The organism is Burkholderia pyrrocinia (assembly GCF_001028665.1).
GTDB classification, from domain to species: Bacteria; Pseudomonadota; Gammaproteobacteria; order Burkholderiales; family Burkholderiaceae; genus Burkholderia; species Burkholderia pyrrocinia.
This window is the reverse complement of the sequence record NZ_CP011503.1, coordinates 1,561,919-1,580,946: the sequence shown is the minus strand read 5'-3', so window position 1 is coordinate 1,580,946 and position 19,028 is coordinate 1,561,919. Positions and strand designations below refer to the sequence as shown.

Sequence of the window (19,028 nt, the reverse complement as noted above, 5' to 3'; positions counted from 1 at the left end):
TCTCCCCGCCGCGGGGTGCACAGCTAGCGCACCGAACGAATCGGCAACGCCGTCGTCTCCTTGAAGCATTCGAGCGAAAAGCTCGTCTTCACGTCGATGACCGACGGGTGATGCAGCAAATGCTCCTGCACGAAGCGGGAGAAATGCGCCATGTCCTCGACCTGCACGCGCAGCAGGTAATCCATGTCTCCCGTCATCGCGTGGCACGCGACCACTTCCGGCCACGTCTGCACGGCCGCGCGAAACAGCTCTGCATGGGTCGCGCCCGCGCGCGCCGACGTCTCGTCGACCCGGACCGGCGCCAGGCCGCCGCGCTTCTCGAGCCGCACGCTCACGTAAGCGAGCAGGTCGAGCCCGAGCTTCTGCGGATCCAGCAGCGCGACATAGCCGGTGATCACGCCAATCTCCTCGAGCCGCCGGATCCGCCGCAGACACGGGCTCGGCGACAGGTTCACGCGCTCGGCGATCTCCTGGTTCGACAGGCGCCCGTTCTCCTGAAGAATCGCGAGAATCCGCCGGTCGATGGCATCCAATTCGACTTGCGCCATCTTCTGCCCTCCAATGATTATTTAGAGACTGGAAATTGCGTCATCGTAGGCATGGACGATTAAGTTCGCAAGTTTCCGCTCGCGACCGCCCGCTACACTCTGTCGCATGTACCGATTCGTTGCGCACGCCGACGCGTGCGCCGCCTTCGACATCGAACCAGGCCGGGCACGCGCACGTCGCCCCGGCCGATCGCCCCGCACAGGAGACACGACATGCAGATCCCCAACTGGGACAACCCCGTCGGCACCGACGGCTTCGAATTCATCGAATACACGGCACCGGACCCGAAAGCGCTCGGACAACTGTTCGAACGGATGGGTTTCACCGCGATCGCGCGCCATCGCCACAAGGACGTGACGGTCTACCGCCAGGGCGACATCAACTTCATCATCAACGCCGAACCCGATTCGTTCGCGCAACGCTTCGCGCGCCTGCACGGCCCGTCGATCTGCGCGATCGCGTTTCGCGTAGAGGACGCCGCGAAGGCGTACAAGCACGCGCTCGAACTCGGCGCATGGGGCTTCGACAACAAGACGGGCCCGATGGAGCTGAACATCCCGGCGATCAAGGGCATCGGCGATTCGCTGATCTACTTCGTCGACCGCTGGCGCGGCAAGAACGGCGCGCAGCCGGGCTCGATCGGCGACATCAGCATCTACGACGTCGACTTCGAGCCGATCGCCGGCGCGAACCCGAACCCGGTCGGCCACGGCCTCACCTACATCGACCACCTGACGCACAACGTGCATCGCGGCCGCATGCAGGAGTGGGCTGAGTTCTACGAACGCCTGTTCAACTTCCGCGAAGTGCGCTACTTCGACATCGAAGGCAAGGTAACGGGCGTGAAGTCGAAGGCGATGACGTCGCCGTGCGGCAAGATCCGCATCCCGATCAACGAGGAAGGCTCGGACACGGCCGGCCAGATCCAGGAATACCTCGACGCGTACCACGGCGAAGGGATCCAGCACATCGCGCTCGGCACGAACGACATCTACGGCGCGGTCGACGGGCTGCGCGGCAAGGAAGTGAAGCTGCTCGACACGATCGACACGTATTACGAGCTGGTCGACCGCCGCGTGCCGGACCACGGCGAATCGCTGGACGAACTGAAGAAGCGCAAGATCCTGATCGACGGCGCGCGCGACGACCTGCTGCTGCAGATCTTCACCGAGAACCAGATCGGGCCGATCTTCTTCGAGATCATCCAGCGCAAGGGCAACCAGGGCTTCGGCGAAGGCAACTTCAAGGCGCTGTTCGAATCGATCGAGCTCGACCAGATCCGCCGCGGCGTCGTGCAGGACAAGGCCTGACGCGTCCGGCGCGCCGGCCCGGGGCAACCCGGGCCGGCTGCATAAAGAAAAAGGGCGGGAATCCTCGGATTCCCGCCCTTTTCGCATTTAGCGGCGCGGCCAGCAGGCCGCGCGACCGGATCAACGCGCGTTCGCCTTCGACTTGACGACGCGCTCGGCCGCCGGCTGCGCGACGGCATCCTGGGCCGGCACGATCTGGCGCATCTGCGCGCCGGCTGCCGCCAGTACGCTCGCGCCTTGCGCGCGCACCGGGCCGGTCATCGCGAAAAACGCGGCGGACACGATCAGGAAACTCTGGATATGACGTGTGTTCATTGCACCTCCTGTAAGACTGCCGGCGCCTCCCCGATTGCGTCGAAACGAACCAACGCGGCCGGGCACCTCCGGCAGGCCGACAAGATTAACGGCATTTGCCCGCAAATGGCGCCGGCTTTACATGCATTTACATGATGTAACGCATCATCGCGCCCTTTTTCCCCTGGTGCGCCGCCACATTTTGGCCGACGGGCGGCGGGTTTGCCCCAGTGCTACCATCGCTTAAAACCGGCCAATATGCCGGCCACTGCCGACGCGTTCACAAGACGCCGGAGCAGTCGAGTTTTGGTGATCCCAAACTGGGTGGAGGAGACTGTTAATGAATGCCCCGCTAGACGCAGACCAACGCGCGTCGCTAGAAGCCGCGCTGAAGTCCGTCACGCTTGATGACAAATACACACTGGAACGCGGTCGCGCGTACATGAGCGGCATCCAGGCCCTCGTGCGCCTGCCGATGCTCCAGCAGGAACGCGACCGCGCCGCCGGTCTCAATACGGCCGGCTTCATCTCCGGCTATCGCGGCTCGCCGCTCGGCGGCCTCGATCTGTCGCTATGGAAAGCCAAGCAGTACCTGGCGGCCCACCAGATCGTCTTCCAGCCCGGCATCAACGAAGATCTGGCCGCCACCGCCGTGTGGGGCTCGCAGCAGGTGAACCTGTACCCCGGCGCGAAGCACGACGGCGTGTTCGGCATGTGGTACGGCAAGGGCCCGGGCGTCGACCGTACCGGCGACGTCTTCAAGCACGCGAACTCGGCCGGCTCGTCGCAGCACGGCGGCGTGCTGGTGCTCGCCGGCGACGACCACGCGGCGAAATCGTCGACGCTCGCGCACCAGTCCGAACACATCTTCAAGGCCTGCGGGCTGCCCGTGCTGTTCCCGTCCAACGTGCAGGAATATCTCGATTTCGGCCTGCACGGCTGGGCGATGAGCCGTTATTCGGGCCTGTGGGTCGCGCTCAAGTGCGTGACGGACGTCGTCGAATCGTCGGCGTCGGTCGACATCGACCCGCATCGCACCGAGATCGTGCTGCCGACCGACTTCATCATGCCGGACGGCGGCCTGAACATCCGCTGGCCCGACCCGCCGCTCGTGCAGGAAGCGCGGCTGCTCGACTACAAGTGGTACGCGGCGCTCGCGTATGTGCGCGCGAACAAGCTCGACCGGATCGAGATCGACTCGCCGAGCGCGCGCTTCGGGATCATGACCGGCGGCAAGGCCTACCTCGACGTGCGCCAGGCGCTGACCGACCTCGGCCTCGACGACGAAACCTGCGCGCGGATCGGCATCCGGCTCTACAAGGTCGGCTGCGTGTGGCCGCTCGAAGCGCAGGGCGCGCAGGCATTCGCGCGCGGCCTCGACGAAATCCTCGTCGTCGAGGAAAAGCGCCAGATCCTCGAATACGCGATCAAGGAAGAGCTGTACAACTGGCCCGACGGGCAACGGCCGCGCGTGTTCGGCAAGTTCGACGAGAAGGACGGCGCCGGCGGCGAATGGTCGGTGCCGATGGGCAACTGGCTGCTGCCCGCGCACTACGAGCTGTCGCCCGCGATCATCGCGAAGGCGATCGCGACGCGCCTCGAGAAGTTCGAGCTGCCGTCCGACGTGCGCGCGCGCATCGCCGCGCGGCTCGCGGTGATCAACGCGAAGGAAATGGCGCTCGCGAAGCCGCACGTGCAGACCGAGCGCAAGCCGTGGTTCTGCTCGGGCTGCCCGCACAACACGTCGACCAACGTGCCGGAAGGCTCGCGCGCGATCGCCGGCATCGGCTGCCACTACATGACCGTGTGGATGGACCGCAGCACGAGCACCTTCAGCCAGATGGGCGGCGAAGGCGTGCCGTGGATCGGCCAGGCGCCGTTCACGGACGAGAAGCACGTGTTCGCGAACCTCGGCGACGGCACCTATTTCCACTCGGGCCTGCTGGCGGTGCGCGCGGCGATCTCGTCGAAGGCGAACATCACCTACAAGATCCTCTACAACGACGCGGTCGCGATGACGGGCGGCCAGCCGGTCGACGGCGTGCTGACGGTACCGCAGATCACGCACCAGCTCGCATCCGAAGGCGCGAAGAAGATCGTGATCGTCACCGACGAGCCGGAGAAGTACGACAGCCAGAAGGCGCTGCTCGCGCCGGGCGTGACGATCCATCACCGCGACCGGCTCGATGACATTCAGCGCGAGCTGCGCGAGATCGCCGGCACGACGATCCTGATCTACGACCAGACCTGCGCGACCGAGAAGCGCCGCCGCCGCAAGCGCGGCACCTATCCGGACCCGGCCAAGCGCGTCGTGATCAACGAAGCGGTGTGCGAAGGCTGCGGCGACTGCTCGGTGCAGTCGAACTGCCTGTCGGTCGAGCCGCTGGAAACCGAATTCGGCACGAAGCGCCAGATCAACCAGTCGAGCTGCAACAAGGACTTCTCGTGCGTGAAGGGCTTCTGCCCGAGCTTCGTCACGGTCGAGGGCGGCCAGTTGAAGAAGCCGAAGGCGGTTTCGGTCGACGGCGCCGCACTGCCGCCGATCCCGGAACCGACGCTGCCGGACATCGACCGCGCGTACGGCGTGCTCGTCACGGGCGTCGGCGGCACGGGCGTCGTCACGATCGGCGCGCTGCTCGGGATGGCCGCGCACCTCGAGAACAAGGGCGTGACCGTGCTCGACGTCACGGGCCTCGCGCAGAAAGGCGGCGCCGTGATGAGCCACGTGCAGATCTCGCACGCGCCGACCGATATCCACGCGACGCGGATCGCGATGGGTGAAGCCGACCTCGTGATCGGCTGCGACGCGATCGTCACGGCCGGCGACGAGTGCACGTCGCGGATGCGGCACGACACGACGCGCGTGGTCGTCAACAGCGCGCAGACGCCGACCGCCGAGTTCATCAAGAACCCGAACTGGGCGTTCCCCGGCGTGTCCGCGGAGAATGACATCCGCGCGGCAGCAGGTGAAGCCGTCGATTTCATCGACGCGAACCGTTTCGCGGTCGCGCTGCTCGGCGACGCGATCTATACGAACCCGTTCGTGCTCGGCTACGCGTGGCAGAAGGGCTGGCTGCCGCTCACGCTCGCGTCGCTCGAACGCGCGATCGAGCTGAACGCCGTGTCGGTCGAGAAGAACCGCGCGGCCTTCGACTGGGGCCGGCGCGCCGCGTACGACCTGGCCAGCGTGAAGCACGCCGCGGCCGGCGATGCTCGCCCCGCGCAAGGCGCCACGGTAATCGCGCTGCACACGAAGAAGGCGGTCGACGCGCTGATCGCGAAGCGCGTGGAATTCCTCACCGCGTACCAGAACGCCGCGTACGCATCGCGCTATGCGGCGTTCGTCGACAAGGTGCGCGCGGCCGAGCGCGCGCTGGCGGACGGCGACACGGTGCAGGAGCAACTGACCGAAGCGGTCGCGCGCAACCTGTTCAAGCTGATGGCGTACAAGGACGAATACGAGGTCGCGCGGCTGCAGTCCGATCCCGCGTTCCTCGCACGCCTGTCCGCGCAGTTCGAAGGCGACTGGAAGCTGAAATTCCACCTCGCGCCGCCGCTGTTCGCGAAGACGGACGCGCACGGCCATCTCGTGAAGAAGGCGTACGGCCCGTGGATGATGTCGGCGTTCCGGTGGCTCGCGAAGGCGAAGTTCCTGCGCGGCACGGGGCTCGACCCGTTCGGCCGTACCGAGGAGCGCCGCACCGAGCGTGCGCTGATCGGCGAGTACGAAGCGCTGATCGACGAGGTGACGGCCAAGCTGAACGCGGCCAACCGCCCGCTCGCACTCGAGCTCGCGGCGCTGCCGGACGGCATTCGCGGCTACGGCCACGTGAAGGAGAACAACCTGCGCGCGGTACGCCAGAAGTGGGACACGCTGCTCGCGAAGTGGCGTTCGCCGACGGGCGGCCAGTCGCACCAGCAGGTCGCGTAACGGCGCGCGGCGGGCGTTCGCGGTTCGGACGCCCGCCCGCGCCGGCAGCGGTTCACGATAAAAAAAAGCCACGGAACGCAGGTTCCGTGGCGTTTTTCATTGCGCCGCGCCTGAAGCGCGGCACACGCGGGCGAGAACTTACTTCGTGTTCACGTTCGCGGCGGCAACGGCCGTCATGTTGATGATCCGGCGCACGGTCGCGGCCGGCGTCAGGATGTGGACCGGCTGCGCGGCGCCGAGCAGGAACGGGCCGACCGTCACGCCTTCGCCGCCGACCATCTTCAGCAGGTTGTACGCGATGTTCGCGGCTTCGACGTTCGGCATGATCAGCAGGTTCGCTTCGCCGGACAGCGTCGTGCCCGGGAATGCCTGCTTGCGAATCACTTCCGACAGCGCCGCATCGCCGTGCATTTCGCCGTCGACTTCCAGGTTCGGCGCACGTTCGGCGATCAGCTTGCGAGCCTCTGCCATCCGGCGCGACGACGCCGACGGCGCGCTGCCGAAGTTCGAGTTCGACAGCAGCGCGGCCTTCGGCGCGATGCCGAAACGCTCGATCTCGGCCGCGGCCTGGATCGTCATGTCGGCGAGCTGTTCGGCGCTCGGCAGCTCGTTCACGTACGTGTCGCACAGGAACAGGTTGCGGCCCGGCAGCATCAGCAGGTTCATCGCCGCGAAGTGCTCCGCGCCCTTCGCACGGCCCAGCACCTGCTCGATGAACTTCAGGTGGCTGTGGAACGTGTCGATCATCCCGCAGATCATCCCGTCCGCGTCGCCCAGGTGCACGAGCATCGCGCCGATCAGCGTGTTGAACTTGCGCATCGCGGCCTTCGCGACTTCCGGCGTCACGCCGTCGCGCGCGGCGATGTCGTGGTACGCCTGCCAGTAGCGGTGGTAACGCGTGTCGTCTTCCGGATTGACGATTTCGAAGTCGACGCCGGCTTTCAGCTTCGAGCCGATCTTCGCGAGGCGCATCTCGACGACCGACGGACGGCCGACGATGATCGGCTGCGCGATCTTTTCCTGCAGCACGAACTGCGCGGCGCGCAGCACGCGCTCGTCCTCGCCCTCGGCGAACACGATGCGGGCCTGCTTCTTCTTCGCGGTCGCGAACACCGGGCGCATCACCATGCCGGTGCGGTAGACGGTCGCACCGAGCTGCTCGCGGTACGCGTCCATGTCCTGGATCGGACGCGTCGCGACGCCCGAATCCATCGCGGCCTGTGCGACGGCCGGCGCGATCTTGATGATCAGGCGCGGGTCGAACGGCTTCGGGATCAGGTAGTCGGGCCCGAATTCGAGCGAGTGGCCTTCATACGCCTTCGCGACTTCCTCGCTCTGGTCGGTTTCCTGGGCCAGCTCGGCGATCGCGCGCACGCACGCGAGCTTCATTTCTTCCGTGATCGTCGTCGCGCCGACGTCGAGCGCGCCGCGGAAGATGAACGGGAAGCACAGCACGTTGTTGACCTGGTTCGGGTAGTCCGAACGGCCGGTCGCGACGATCGCGTCCGGGCGCACGGCCTTCGCGTCTTCCGGGCGGATCTCCGGCTCCGGGTTCGCGAGCGCCAGGATCAGCGGCCGGTCGCCCATCGTCTTGACCATGTCCTGCTTCAGCACGCCCGCGCTCGAGCAGCCGAGGAACACGTCCGCGCCGACGATCGCGTCGGCGAGCGTGCGCGCGTCGGTGGTCGCCGCATAACGCTGCTTCGACGGATCGAGATTGCCGCGCCCTTCGTAGATCACGCCCTTCGAATCGGCGACGAGGATGTTCGACTTCGTCAGGCCGAGGTTCACCAGCAGGTCCAGACACGCGATGGCCGCGGCGCCGGCGCCCGAGCACACGAGCTTCACTTCGGACAGCTTCTTGCCGACGACCTTCAGGCCGTTCAGGATCGCGGCCGACGCGATGATCGCGGTGCCGTGCTGGTCATCGTGGAAAACGGGGATCTTCATGCGCTCGCGCAGCTTCTGCTCGATGTAGAAGCATTCCGGCGCCTTGATGTCCTCGAGGTTGATGCCGCCGAGCGTCGGCTCGAGCATCGCGATCGCCTCGACGAGCTTGTCGGGGTCGGACTCCGACAGTTCGATGTCGAACACGTCGATGCCCGCGAATTTCTTGAAGAGGCAGCCCTTGCCTTCCATCACCGGCTTCGCGGCAAGCGGGCCGATGTTGCCGAGGCCGAGCACGGCCGTGCCGTTCGTGATGACGCCGACGAGGTTGCCGCGCGACGTGTACTTCTGCGCGTCGAGCGGATCGGCGTGGATCGCCTCGCACGCCGCGGCGACGCCCGGCGAATACGCGAGCGACAGATCGAGCTGGTTCGACAGCGGCTTGGTCGGGGTGACCGAAATCTTGCCGGGTTTCGGGTTCAGGTGATAAGCGAGAGCGGCCTGCTTCAGTTGTTCGTCCATGATTGACCTGCGAGAGACATGCGAAATTTTGACGGTTCAGTACACAGCACCTTCGGCCGCGTCTGCTTGAATCGAGGGGATGGTCGACTGAGAGACGGCACGCGACGCGCCGGGTCGGCGCGCCATCGAACCTTGGCGGGTGGCAAGAGGAAAGTACAAAGTACTGAACGATTTCTAAGGGTCGCCTAGTGTACACCCCGCGCATGACGCGCGTTGGTGCAGCGCCGCATCCCCGGCATCGGGGTGCAAGCGGTCGGTCCCCGTTTGTTTCGCCGGTGGTGAGCCGCACCGCGAACCTGCGCGAATTCCGCCGAAAAGCGGCCTGAATCGGGTAAAATAGCGGGCTACGCGCGCAGCGATGCGATTGGCCCTCCGATCGCGCCCCGGCCCCCTGGGCAGGTTCCCCTTGCTGCGCCACCGGGCCCGCGCCCGATCCTCGCTCAACACCCAAGGAATGCCCATGACAGGCTACGATCGTCAGTCGATCTCGGATACGACCGCCAAAATCCTGCTCGAAGTGCAGGCGGTGCACTTCAACGCCGAAAAACCGTTCATCTTCACGTCCGGCTGGGCAAGCCCCGTCTATATCGACTGCCGCAAGCTGATCTCGTATCCGCGCGTGCGCCGTGCGCTGATGGAAATGGCGGAAACGACGATCACGCGCGACATCGGCTTCGAGCAGATCGACGCGGTGGCGGGCGGCGAGACGGCCGGCATCCCGTTCGCGGCGTGGATCGCGGACCGGATGATGGTGCCGATGCAGTACGTGCGCAAGAAGCCGAAGGGTTTCGGCCGCAACGCGCAGATCGAGGGCCATCTGGAAGAAGGCTCGCGCGTGCTGCTGGTGGAAGACCTGACGACCGACAGCCGCAGCAAGATCAACTTCGTCAACGCGCTGCGCACCGCGGGCGCGACGGTGAACCACTGCTTCGTGCTGTTCCACTACGACATCTTCAAGGAAAGCATGTCGGTCCTGAAGGACATCGACGTCGACCTGCACGCGCTGGCGACGTGGTGGGACGTGCTGCGCGTCGCGAAGGCATCGGGCTACTTCGAGACGAAGACGCTCGACGAAGTCGAGAAGTTCCTGCACGCGCCGGCCGAGTGGTCGGCTGCGCACGGCGGCGCGACGGGCGCCCAGGAGTGACGCCGCGCCGGCACGCATGCCGGCGCCCTGGCTAAAAAAGCCGCCTGCTTCATCGCAGGCGGCTTTTTTTCGTCCATCGACTCGCGCAACAACCGGTCGCGACCTCGGGTCGCGGTGTGCATCGCTCATCGAACCCTAATGCTAGACTTGATCCATCGCCGCCATCAGCGACGCAGGCAACGCACAACGCCAACAACGCCGGGAGCATCGTTCCGGCCCACGTGACGGGAGAAGCGCCATATGCGTGTGGATCGCCGGATCACTCCGCCTGCGCCATCGGGTCGCCCGTCTCCGTTCCTCGCCCTCCTCCTTTGTTGCGCCGTCTTCGCTGCGCTGCCCGTGCATGCGGAAGCCCCGTTCACCGTGTCGAGCGACGACCTGACGCCCGGCGGGCGCGTCCGCGCCGCGAACGTGTTCGACCGCGGCGACTGCAAGGGTGCGAACCGTTCGCCGCAGCTCACCTGGCACAACCCGCCGCCCGGCACGCGCGGCTACGCGGTCACGATCTTCGATCCCGACGCGCCCGGGCACGGCTGGTGGCACTGGGCCGTGGCGGGCATCCCGGCCACGGTCACGAGCCTGCCCGCCGACGCGAGCGCATCCGGCTTCCTGCGACGCATCGGCGCGAGCGAGGCGCGCAACGATTTCGGGATCGACGGCTACGGCGGCCCGTGCCCGCCGCCCGGCAAGCCGCACCGCTACGTGATCACCGTCTACGCGCTGAAGGGCAGCGACCTGCGCGTCGCGCAGGGCCGCCCCGCGCCGATGTTCGAGCACGAGATCGGCACGCTCGCGATCGGTACCGCGCAATTCACGGTCAACTACGGGCAGTGACGACAGTAGCGGGCACCACGCGCCGCCGCGCCGCGATTGCCGGCCGCCGCGAAGTTCAGTGCGCCGCACGCACACGTTTTCCCGTCATTTCGGCTTGCTAGACTCGACGTCACCGGTCGCGGCACACACGTCGCGCATCGGTCGCGCCGCCCGCCAGCGACGCGCGACGCGGCAGGCCGCTGCGGCCGCCGTTCCCGCCCCTTTCCGGAGAACGCTTCATGTCGAACATCGTCATCGTCTATCACAGCGGCTACGGTCACACGCAGAAACTGGCCGAGGCCGTTCACGCGGGCGCGCAGGACGCCGGCGCAACCGTACGCCTGATCGCCGTCGGCGACCTCGACGACGCGGGCTGGGCCGCCCTCGACGCGGCCGACGCGATCGTCTTCGGCGCGCCGACCTACATGGGCGGCCCGTCGGCGCAGTTCAAGCAGTTTGCCGACGCGACGTCGAAAGCGTGGTTCACGCAGAAATGGAAGGACAAGATCGCCGCGGGCTTCACGAACTCCGCGACGATGAACGGCGACAAGTTCTCGACGATTCAATATTTCGTCACGCTGTCGATGCAACATGGGATGGTGTGGGTCGGCACGAGCCTGATGCCGGCCAACTCGAAGGCGGCCACGCGCAACGACATCAACTACCTCGGCGGCTCCACGGGCCTGCTCGCGCAGTCGCCGGCGGATTCGACGCCCGACGAAGGCCCGCTGCCGGGCGACCTCGAGACCGGGAAGGCATTTGGCCGGCGCGTCGCCGAAGCGACCGCACGCTGGGTTGCCGGCAGCCGCTGAGCCCGCACCGCCGCCCGCGCCGGCGGGCGTCAAAGGGACACAAGACGGCCCGCCGGCCGTCTTTTTTTCGCCCCGCGCGGTACAGGCCCGCCGGATGACGTCTTAAAATGGCGGTTTCCGGGCGCGGGCCCCCGTTTCATTCAGTGAGAGCGAAATGAGCACCAAAGTTTTTGTCGACGGCCAGGAAGGCACGACCGGCCTCAAGATCTTCGAATACCTGTCGGCACGCAACGACATCGAGATCCTGCGTATCGATGAAGCGAAGCGCAAGGACGTCGACGAGCGCCGCCGCCTGATCAACGCGTCGGACGTCACGTTCCTGTGCCTGCCGGACGTCGCATCGCGCGAATCGGCGTCGCTCGTCGAGAACCCGAACACGACGCTGATCGACGCGAGCACCGCGTTCCGCACGAGCGCCGACTGGGCCTACGGCCTGCCCGAACTGACCCGCGCGCAGCGCGAAAAGATTCGCACGTCGAAGCGTATCGCGGTGCCGGGCTGCCACGCGTCGGCCTTCGTGCTCGCGATGCGTCCGCTCGTCGATGCGGGCATCGTCGCGCCGACGTTCGCCGCGCACAGCTACTCGATCACCGGCTACAGCGGCGGCGGCAAGTCGATGATCGCCGACTACGAGAACGCGGCGCCGGGCGGCAAGCTCGCGAGCCCGCGCCCGTACGCGCTCGGCCTCACGCACAAGCACCTGCCGGAAATGGCCGCGCACACGGGCCTCGCGAACCCGCCGATCTTCACGCCGATCGTCGGCCCGTTCCTGAAGGGTCTCGCGGTGACGACCTACTTCACGCCCGAACAGCTCGCGAAGCGCGCGACGCCGCAGGACGTGCAGCGCGTGTTCGCCGAGTACTACGCGGACGAAGCGTTCGTGCGCGTCGCGCCGTTCAACGCGGACGCGAACCTCGACGGCGGCTTCTTCGACGTGCAGGCGAACAACGACACGAACCGCGTCGACCTGTTCGTGTTCGGCAACGAAGAGCGCTTCGTCACGGTCGCGCGCCTCGACAACCTCGGCAAGGGCGCGTCGGGCGCCGCGATCCAGTGCATGAACCTCAGCATCGGCGCAGCCGAGGATGCGGGCCTCGCGCGCTGATCATCCTCTCCTGCGATGCAAAGCCGGCCGCTGGCCGGCTTTTTATTTACCCATATCAGGCAATAAATAAAATCCTGTTCGCGCATTTACAAATATTTACAAGCTTTCAATTGCGCGATTACCAGTGAATTAACTCCCCGCCTCTTTCTCCAGTCAATCCCGAATAGGGATAAACCGGATACCGTTGCTTTAAACGCTGCCGTTATACGCGGGAAGGCCCTTCGACAGCCTGCCGGGCGTGGCACATCCCCCACTCCGGAAGCTTTCGGCAGCCCCTCGCCCGTTTTAATTCTTACCGAATTCCATGTCGGACAAGGATTCAAAACACGACGCCCGTTTCAATCGCCTTTTTTAGACGGGTTCATCAATTGACAGCAAAAATCCAGGCAGCGACATTAGCTCGCACAATTAAACGATTGGAGACAGCGGCATGTCGCACGCCTTATCGAAGGGGGTGGCAACGGCCTTTGCCATTGCCCCTTTCCTGGTTGCATGTGGTGGGGGGGATTCCGGCGGCGCGCCCGCGCCGATCAACGCGCCCCAATGTTCCGGATCGAGCTGCGGCACGCAAGGGCCGCCGCCGTCACAACCCGTCAACGGTTCACTGTGTCCGGCCAACGCCGACATCGTGAAGAGCACGTATCTCGGCGGTGCAGGTAGCGGCGAGATCGTCAGCGTCAACATCGACGCGGTCGCGATGACGTACACGCTCAAGTGGCTCGAATCGCCGATTCCGCTGAAGACGGGCACCGTCACGCCCAGCCGCGTCGGCACGACGATCGCCGGCAAGGTCATCCACCCGCCGACCGGCACGCTGCCGACCGCCGAGCAGACGCGCTGCGCGTTCGTCCTCACGCCGGGCACGGGCCCCGCGCCGGACGGCTCGACCTATTCGACGGCCGCCGACTTCAACCAGGCGAACCCGCCGATGCTGCTCGTCGGCATGGGCGTCGCGGGCGGCGGCATCCCCGGCGCGACGATCCAGTACGACGGGCTGACGATCATCCCGGGCATCGTGCAGAACGTCGGCCAGGTGCCGAACCGCCACTTCGATTTCTATCCGTTCCTCGGTTTCGCGAACACGACGACCGACCTGTCGAAGCTGCCGGGCACGTACAACGCGCTGATCTACCACCTCGTGCCGTCGGGCAACTACGCGACGAAGGGATCGAACTCGAGCGAGACGTTCGACGCGAACGGCGCATGCACGTCGACCGGTTCGGGCGGCTGCCAGACGACCGGCGACCCGTGGAAAACCAGCGCGAACGGCGGCTACTTCGACAGCACGAAGGCACCGCAGACGCTGCCGCAGACGCAACTGCCGATCGTCGGCGCGACCGGCAAGTCGGCGACCGCGCACATGGTGATCGGCCAGCTCAACGGCGCGACGGTGCCGGTGATCGTGCGCACGGGCAACGTGAAGCTCGGTACGCCGCCGTTGCACACCGACGCGCAGGTCGACGACGAATCGGGCATCGCGGTGCTCGGCGCGGCGACGGCGATCACGTCGGGCGCAATCGACGGTGGCTACGCGGGCGCGGACTCGAACTTCAAGTACACGGCTGCGCTGATCCGCGGCAGCAACGCGTCGTTCATCAACCCGACCACGCAGGCCGAGGAAGACGGCTTCACGCTCGACTACGGCCAGGCGACGCCGGGTCTGCTGAACGCGACGACGACGCCGCCGAGCGGCGCGACCTACCCGTCCACTTCGGGCGTGGTGATCGCGACGGGCGGGCTGTACGCGGCACTCGTGCAGGGCACGGTGAACGGCGGCGTCACGGCGACGTCGGCGAACTCGACGACTTCGTCGACACCGTACTTCGGCGTGGGCGCGCAGATCAGCAAGTAGCGATCGGGAACGCGGCGGCGGCACGCCCGCCGCCGCGCGACGGACGAAGCGCATGGCACAGCGCACGCAGCACGAGCACAAGTAACAGAAGCGGCCGACAGGGAGCTGGCCGCCGCACAAGACAAATCTGGAGGAGCAACATGAAGCGCAACCTCATTCTGGCGGCGGCCCTTGCCGCCCCCCTTCTTTCCGCATGCGGCGGCGGCAGCGACAACCCGCCCCCGCTCGTCGAAGACCGGCTCTGCCCTGCGTCGCTCGACTACAGCACCGTGTTTACGGGCGGCGCGGGCAGCGGCGAACTCGCCAAGGTCCAGCTCGACACGACCAAGATGACCTGGCAGGTTACGTACGTCGAATCGGCCGTTCCGCAAACGACCGGCACCGTCGTGCCGACCCGCGCGGGCACCGTCGACAGCGGCACGCTCACGCAGGAAACTTTGCTGCCGACCAACAAGCTGAACCAGTGCGCGTTCCGCCTGAACGGCGCGAGCCTCGACGCGACGCGCCCGGCGCGGATCTTCGTCGGCTTCGGCGTCGCCGGCGGCACGATTCCAGGCAAGGAAATCCAGTTCGGCGGCGTGCTCGGCCAGGCCGCGGTGCCCGACACGAAATTCCCGTACTACCCGTTCATCGGCTTCTCGTCGATCGAGACCAACATCGCGAACGTCGCGGGCACCTACAGCCATGTCGGCTTCGGCGAAGTGCCGTCGCAGAACTTCGCGCCCGCGTCGATCGACGCGAAGGTGACGATCAACGCGGACGGCTCGTGGACCAAGTGTGACACGACCGGCCAGTTCGCCGGCGGCGCGTGCACGCAGCAGGGCACGAACTTCGTGCAGTCCGCGGACGGCAGCGGCGCGTTCCAGTCCAACAACTACCAGAGCCAGTTGAAGCCGACGCTGTCGGCAACGCCGCAGGGCAAGGGCTTCATGATCGTCGGCAAGCTGCGCAACCAGCTCGTGCCGATCCTCGTGCGCACCGGCGTCGCGAACCCGAACCCGACGCCCAACAGCAACGGCGTGCCGGGGCTCACCGCCGACGACGAATCGAGCATCTCGATCCTCGCGCCGCAGACGGCGATCGCGACCGGCTCGCAGAACGGCGAGTACATCGGCGTCGACAGCGAGTTCAACTACCGGACCACCGCGCTGATCAACACCCAGGCGACGCTGCTCGATCCGTTCCAGCCGTCCCAGGCGTCGCTCACGCGAGTGCTCGACCTCGACTACACGCAGAAGGTGCCGGGCACGGTCACGACGATCCACACGGGTTCGGGCAGCACATCGCCGACCGGCAAGTTCATCTTCTCGGGTGGCGTGTTCGGTTTCCTCGATAACGCGGGATCGACGCCGTATTTCACGATCGGCGCGTTCGTCCAGTAAGCGGAGGGGAAAGCCGTGATGAAGAAAACCCTTCTCTGCGCGGCGGCCGGCGCCGCCGCGCTGGCGCCGCTCGCGGCGCACGCGCAGAGCGCCGGCAGCAACGTCGTCACGCTGGGCTGGTTCCACGTGATGCCGCAGCAGAGCAGCACGCCGATGACGACCAACGTCGCGCCGACGCCGATCAACACACCGCTGCGGCTGCCGCCGTCGTTCACGTCGCCGGGCACCGGGTTGCGCACGAGCGGCGCCGACACCGTCGGCCTGACGATCAGCCACTTCCTGACCGACCATATCGCGGTCACGTCGGTGGCCGGCGTGCCGCCGGTGTTCAAGGTGTCGGGCCAGGGCACGATCAAGCCGCCCGGCCCGGCCGGCGCGCTCGGCACGCAGAACATCGGGCTGGCGTCGGTCAACCCGATCGTGAAGAGCGTGCGGCAGTGGAGCCCGGCGGTGCTGCTGCAGTACTACTTCGGGCAGGCAACCGCGAAGTTCCGGCCGTTCCTCGGCCTCGGCGTGTCGTACAACTGGTTCAGCGACCTGCAGCTCAACACGAACTTCATCAAGCAGACGCAGGACAACCTGGGCGCGATTCTCGCGGCGGGCGCGGGCAAGCCGGGTACGACATCGGTGGAGGCGAAGGCGTCGTCGTCATGGCAGCCGGTGTTCAACGCGGGCCTGCAGTACAACATGACGGAGCATTTCGGGCTGGTCGCGTCGGTGACGTACATCCCGCTGAAGACGACGTCGACGGTGACGATCAAGGCGGCCGACGGTTCGGTGCTCGCCGAGTCGAAATCGGACCTGAAGGCCGACCCGATCATCAGCTACGTCGGGATGTCATACAAATTCTGAGCCCGGCGACGGACGACGAATGGAAAGCCGCGGCAAAATCGCAGGCAAAAAAAAGCCCGCCTAAGAGGCGGGCTGAATCCATATCAGAGGAGACATGGAGGAGACAGGTACAACTATAGCGAATCGGTTTCCGCAATGCAACATTTCCGTAGAGAAAATAAGGATTTTCCCTCGAATGCTGCCTCTAGTTCGCGTCCACTGCATCTGACCCCCTCCCGTTCTCCCGGTCGAGCACCTCGGCCAGCGCGTCGCGCAGCAGCGCGACGGGCCGCACCAGCCGGCCCGGCAGCGCGCCGTGCACGATCCACACGTTGATCCGCGTCTCCAGCCCCGCCGTTTCCACCACCCTCAGCGCATCGCGATGCGCGCTGCGCGCCAGCGCGTTCGGCGGAGCGATTCCGATGCCGGCGCCGCGCGCGACGAGCGACAGTTGCAGCTCCGAGCCGAACGCCTCGACCGCGACGTCGAACGGCAGTCCGGCCGCACCGAGCGCGCGGCTCAGTGCCGAGCGCATCCCGCAGCCGTCCTGGCTCAGCACCCACGGAAAACCCGACAGCATATCGAGCGACAGCGGACCGTCCGGCAGCGGGAAGTCGCGCGCGGCGACAAGGACCGTCGGCTGCGTGGCGAGCAGCGTCGCGGTGAACGCGTCGGACAGCACCGCGCTCGCCGGCACCATCACGGCCGCGACGTCGAGCGCGCCGCGCTCGATGCCCTGCATCAACGCCGGCGACCAGCCGGCCGTCACGCGCAGCGTCAGGCGCGGGAACGCGTCGCGCAGCCGGTCGATCGGCCGCTCGAGCGCCAGTTCGGACAGGAACGGCGGGACGCCGATGCGCAGCTCGCCCGACGGCTCGCTGTCCGGCGCGCCCGCCGCCATCAGCTCGTCGACCGCGCCCAGCACGTTGCGCGCGAGCGCATAGACGTCGCGCCCGGCGGCGGTCGGCTTCAGCGGCTTGCTTTGCCGTTCGAGCAGCGGCATGCCGAGCAGCGTTTCGAGGTTCTGCACGCGCCGCGTCAGGCCCGGCTGCGTCAGATGGAGCTTTGCGGCCGCGGCGACCATCGACCCGCTGTCGACCACCGCGACGAACGCCAGGAGATCACGCGTATTCAAAACAAACTCGCATAATCATGTTAGAAATATTTCAATTGTCGCATAAACATCAGCCACCTACGATGGGAGTTCCTTCGACCCATTCCCAGGCTTCCGATGAACTGCCCTGCCGAGTCCTGTCCCGCCGCCATTCGCACGCCCGGCGGCGCGCCGCCCGCGCTGAGCGCGGGCATGACGCTGTTCTTCGCCGCGACGGTCGGCGTGATCGTGATGGACCTGTTCGCCGCGCAACCGCTGACGGGCCCGATCAGCGCCGACCTGCACCTGCCGCCGGGCCTCGCCGGCCTCGTCGCGATGCTGCCGCAGCTGGGCTACGCGGCCGGGCTCGTGCTGCTCGTGCCGCTGGTCGACCTGCTCGAAAACCGCCGCCTGATCGTCGCGACGCTCATTGCGTGCGCGGCCGCGCTCGCGCTGCCCGCGTTCACGCAGTCGGGTACCGTGTTCCTGCTGGCAACGCTCGCGGCCGGCGCCGCGTCGAGCGTGATCCAGATGCTCGTGCCGATGGCCGCGTCGATGGCGCCCGCAGCGCAGCGCGGCCGCGCGGTCGGCAACGTGATGAGCGGGCTGATGCTCGGCATCCTGCTGTCGCGGCCGCTCGCGAGCCTGATCGCGGGCTCGGCCGGCTGGCGCGCGTTCTATGCGCTGGCCGCGCTCGCAAACGCGGCGATCGCCGTCGTGCTCGCGCTGCGCCTGCCGTCGCGCACGCCGTCGATCACGGCCGGCTATCGCGCGCTGCTCGCGTCGATGGGGCGCCTGCTCGCCGACGAACCGGTGCTGCGCCGGCATGCGTTGTCGGCCGCGCTCGCGATGGCCGCGTTCAGCGCGTTCTGGACCGCCGTCGGGCTGCGGCTCGCGCAGCCGCCGTTCGGCCTCGACCTGCGCGGGATCGCGCTGTTCGCGTTCGCTGGCGCCAGCGGCGCGATCGTCACGCCGCTCGCGGGCCGCGCCGGCGATCGCGGCCACGGCCCCGCCGCGCAGCGGTTCGCGCACGTCACGATGCTCGCGGCGCTCGTCGTGCTCGGGATCGCGGGCGCCGGCTGGTTCGGCTTCGACGCGCATGCGCATCGCGGCCTCGCGCTGGCGCTGCTCGCCGGCGGCGCGGCGCTGCTCGATGCGGGCGTCATCGTCGACCAGACGATCGGCCGCCGCGAGATCAACCTGCTGAATCCGGCCGCGCGCGGGCGCCTGAACGGGCTGTTCGTCGGGTTGTTCTTCGTCGGCGGCGCGCTCGGCGCGGCGCTCGCGGGCAGCGCGTGGGCCTGGCGCGGATGGAGCGCGGTGTGCGGCGTCGGGTTTGCGTTCGCCGGCGCGGCCGCCCTGTTCGGGCTCTCGGCCGGACGCCGGACCGGCGCGGCGGCACTGACCCGACCGCGCGCGTAGGCGGACGTGAAGCGGACGCGAAAAGACGAACGCCCCGCCCTCTTGCGAGGGACGGGGCGTTCGGCGTGCCTGAGCGTG

Annotated in this window: 14 protein-coding genes; 10 read left to right on the top strand and 4 right to left on the bottom strand. The window is 67.1% G+C overall.

Translation table 11 applies throughout. The features are described from left to right. Window positions 1-23 precede the first annotated feature (23 nt). Window positions 24-548 carry an Lrp/AsnC family transcriptional regulator gene (locus tag ABD05_RS07225; protein WP_047899570.1) on the bottom strand — a complete coding sequence of 175 codons (525 nt, stop codon included), beginning with the start codon at window positions 546-548 and terminating at the stop codon, window positions 24-26. A gap of 213 nt (window positions 549-761) precedes the next feature. On the opposite strand from ABD05_RS07225, the gene hppD reads away from it, so the two are divergent. Then, window positions 762-1,859, top strand: coding sequence for a 4-hydroxyphenylpyruvate dioxygenase (gene hppD, locus ABD05_RS07220; protein WP_047899569.1), 1,098 nt, complete (start codon window positions 762-764; stop codon window positions 1,857-1,859). 120 nt (window positions 1,860-1,979) lie between these two features. Here the strand turns inward: hppD and ABD05_RS07215 are convergent, their stop codons facing one another. Further along, window positions 1,980-2,174 carry a hypothetical protein gene (locus ABD05_RS07215; RefSeq protein ID WP_047899568.1) on the bottom strand — a complete coding sequence of 65 codons (195 nt, stop codon included), beginning with the start codon at window positions 2,172-2,174 and terminating at the stop codon, window positions 1,980-1,982. A 319-nt stretch (window positions 2,175-2,493) separates the two neighbouring features. Between ABD05_RS07215 and ABD05_RS07210 the strand changes: the two genes are divergently transcribed. Continuing rightward, a complete protein-coding gene (locus ABD05_RS07210; RefSeq protein WP_047899567.1) occupies window positions 2,494-6,084 on the top strand; it encodes an indolepyruvate ferredoxin oxidoreductase family protein in 3,591 nt (1,196 codons plus the stop codon). A gap of 138 nt (window positions 6,085-6,222) precedes the next feature. Here the strand turns inward: ABD05_RS07210 and ABD05_RS07205 are convergent, their stop codons facing one another. Beyond that, window positions 6,223-8,493, bottom strand: coding sequence for an NADP-dependent malic enzyme (locus ABD05_RS07205; protein ID WP_047899566.1), 2,271 nt, complete (start codon window positions 8,491-8,493; stop codon window positions 6,223-6,225). A gap of 460 nt (window positions 8,494-8,953) precedes the next feature. On the opposite strand from ABD05_RS07205, the gene ABD05_RS07200 reads away from it, so the two are divergent. From ABD05_RS07200 to ABD05_RS07170, 7 genes are all read left to right on the top strand, one after another. After that, on the top strand, window positions 8,954-9,640 hold the full coding sequence (locus ABD05_RS07200; RefSeq protein WP_047899565.1) for an orotate phosphoribosyltransferase: 687 nt from the start codon (window positions 8,954-8,956) through the stop codon (window positions 9,638-9,640). A 240-nt stretch (window positions 9,641-9,880) separates the two neighbouring features. Further along, window positions 9,881-10,474: a YbhB/YbcL family Raf kinase inhibitor-like protein gene (locus ABD05_RS07195; protein ID WP_047899564.1), complete on the top strand. Its 594-nt coding sequence runs from the start codon at window positions 9,881-9,883 to the stop codon at window positions 10,472-10,474. 218 nt (window positions 10,475-10,692) lie between these two features. Further along, window positions 10,693-11,265 carry a flavodoxin family protein gene (locus ABD05_RS07190; protein ID WP_047899563.1) on the top strand — a complete coding sequence of 191 codons (573 nt, stop codon included), beginning with the start codon at window positions 10,693-10,695 and terminating at the stop codon, window positions 11,263-11,265. Between the two features lie 154 nt (window positions 11,266-11,419). Then, a complete protein-coding gene (gene argC / locus ABD05_RS07185) occupies window positions 11,420-12,370 on the top strand; it encodes an N-acetyl-gamma-glutamyl-phosphate reductase (protein WP_047899562.1) in 951 nt (316 codons plus the stop codon). Window positions 12,371-12,800: 430 nt separating this feature from the next. Next, window positions 12,801-14,222, top strand: coding sequence for a DUF2957 domain-containing protein (locus ABD05_RS07180; RefSeq protein ID WP_047899561.1), 1,422 nt, complete (start codon window positions 12,801-12,803; stop codon window positions 14,220-14,222). Between the two features lie 140 nt (window positions 14,223-14,362). Beyond that, entirely contained in the window at window positions 14,363-15,604 is a 1,242-nt protein-coding gene (locus ABD05_RS07175) for a DUF2957 domain-containing protein (RefSeq protein ID WP_047899560.1), read from the top strand. 18 nt (window positions 15,605-15,622) lie between these two features. Further along, window positions 15,623-16,456 carry an OmpW/AlkL family protein gene (locus ABD05_RS07170; protein ID WP_047899559.1) on the top strand — a complete coding sequence of 278 codons (834 nt, stop codon included), beginning with the start codon at window positions 15,623-15,625 and terminating at the stop codon, window positions 16,454-16,456. Window positions 16,457-16,640: 184 nt separating this feature from the next. Here the strand turns inward: ABD05_RS07170 and ABD05_RS07165 are convergent, their stop codons facing one another. Then, window positions 16,641-17,570 carry a LysR family transcriptional regulator gene (locus ABD05_RS07165; protein ID WP_047899558.1) on the bottom strand — a complete coding sequence of 310 codons (930 nt, stop codon included), beginning with the start codon at window positions 17,568-17,570 and terminating at the stop codon, window positions 16,641-16,643. A gap of 96 nt (window positions 17,571-17,666) precedes the next feature. On the opposite strand from ABD05_RS07165, the gene ABD05_RS07160 reads away from it, so the two are divergent. After that, a complete protein-coding gene (locus ABD05_RS07160; RefSeq protein WP_047899557.1) occupies window positions 17,667-18,950 on the top strand; it encodes an MFS transporter in 1,284 nt (427 codons plus the stop codon). The last annotated feature ends 78 nt before the right edge of the window (window positions 18,951-19,028 follow it).

Bases quoted from the DNA above. Each gene is read 5' to 3' on its own strand.
- ABD05_RS07175 (WP_047899560.1), top strand. From the start codon at position 14,363: ATGAAGCGCAACCTCATTCTGGCGGCGGCCCTTGCCGCCCCCCTTCTT.
- hppD (WP_047899569.1), top strand. From the start codon at position 762: ATGCAGATCCCCAACTGGGACAACCCCGTCGGCACCGACGGCTTCGAA.
- ABD05_RS07190 (WP_047899563.1), top strand. From the start codon at position 10,693: ATGTCGAACATCGTCATCGTCTATCACAGCGGCTACGGTCACACGCAG.
- ABD05_RS07225 (WP_047899570.1), bottom strand. From the start codon at position 548: ATGGCGCAAGTCGAATTGGATGCCATCGACCGGCGGATTCTCGCGATT.
- ABD05_RS07160 (WP_047899557.1), top strand. From the start codon at position 17,667: ATGAACTGCCCTGCCGAGTCCTGTCCCGCCGCCATTCGCACGCCCGGC.
- ABD05_RS07210 (WP_047899567.1), top strand. From the start codon at position 2,494: ATGAATGCCCCGCTAGACGCAGACCAACGCGCGTCGCTAGAAGCCGCG.
- argC (WP_047899562.1), top strand. From the start codon at position 11,420: ATGAGCACCAAAGTTTTTGTCGACGGCCAGGAAGGCACGACCGGCCTC.
- ABD05_RS07180 (WP_047899561.1), top strand. From the start codon at position 12,801: ATGTCGCACGCCTTATCGAAGGGGGTGGCAACGGCCTTTGCCATTGCC.
- ABD05_RS07170 (WP_047899559.1), top strand. From the start codon at position 15,623: ATGAAGAAAACCCTTCTCTGCGCGGCGGCCGGCGCCGCCGCGCTGGCG.
- ABD05_RS07200 (WP_047899565.1), top strand. From the start codon at position 8,954: ATGACAGGCTACGATCGTCAGTCGATCTCGGATACGACCGCCAAAATC.
- ABD05_RS07215 (WP_047899568.1), bottom strand. From the start codon at position 2,174: ATGAACACACGTCATATCCAGAGTTTCCTGATCGTGTCCGCCGCGTTT.
- ABD05_RS07195 (WP_047899564.1), top strand. From the start codon at position 9,881: ATGCGTGTGGATCGCCGGATCACTCCGCCTGCGCCATCGGGTCGCCCG.
- ABD05_RS07205 (WP_047899566.1), bottom strand. From the start codon at position 8,493: ATGGACGAACAACTGAAGCAGGCCGCTCTCGCTTATCACCTGAACCCG.